Here is a 604-nt window from a genome sequence, read left to right as displayed (position 1 = left end):
GCCTTATTTCAGGCTTATACAAAGGAGTTAGGTTCTTCCTACACACGTGATGCCTTTCTCTTTCCACACTTGTTCAATGGGGTTCATCTCTGGTGTGTATGGAGGAATAAAGGTAAAGCCAATATTAGTCGGAATCTTTAAGGTACTTGATTTATGCCATATGGCATTGTCCATAACGAGTAAAAGATAATCATCTGGATAAGCTTGTGAAAGCTCTTCTAAAAAGGCGTTCATCCACTCAGTATGACATCCACCAGCGATTAAGAAAAATGATTCGCCTGTATGGGCATCAACAGCTCCATAACAATAGCAAAATTCTCGTATATAGTGACTATGGACATGTGAACCTACTCCCATTGGAGCCCAACAAGATCCCAGTTTACTGATTCTACCGAAACCAGCCTCATCTTGGTACATCAAGCGAACCTTACGAAAATGCCTACTGGTTTTAAAGCGCTTTCTTGTCTTCTTGAATTGAGATTTTATTTTTAGACGCGACAATGGTTTGAACGTCTGCTTTCTTGGGATGTTCTGGACGTGGCCTAATATTTCGCCAACCATGGCGCTTCAAGAGTTGATAAAAGTCATCACGTGTGTAGGAAGA

General features: G+C 41.1%; 1 pseudogene. It reads right to left on the bottom strand.

What is annotated here, in order from left to right:
- Window positions 1-57: 57 nt before the first annotated feature.
- Window positions 58-604: pseudogene (locus HT719_RS10000) on the bottom strand (IS630 family transposase); the annotation flags it as partial.

The sequence above is a fragment of the Streptococcus sp. k-378 genome, from assembly GCF_013277505.1.
Classification (GTDB): domain Bacteria; phylum Bacillota; class Bacilli; order Lactobacillales; family Streptococcaceae; genus Streptococcus; species Streptococcus pseudopneumoniae.
This window is presented reverse-complemented; position numbering and strand designations above follow the sequence as displayed.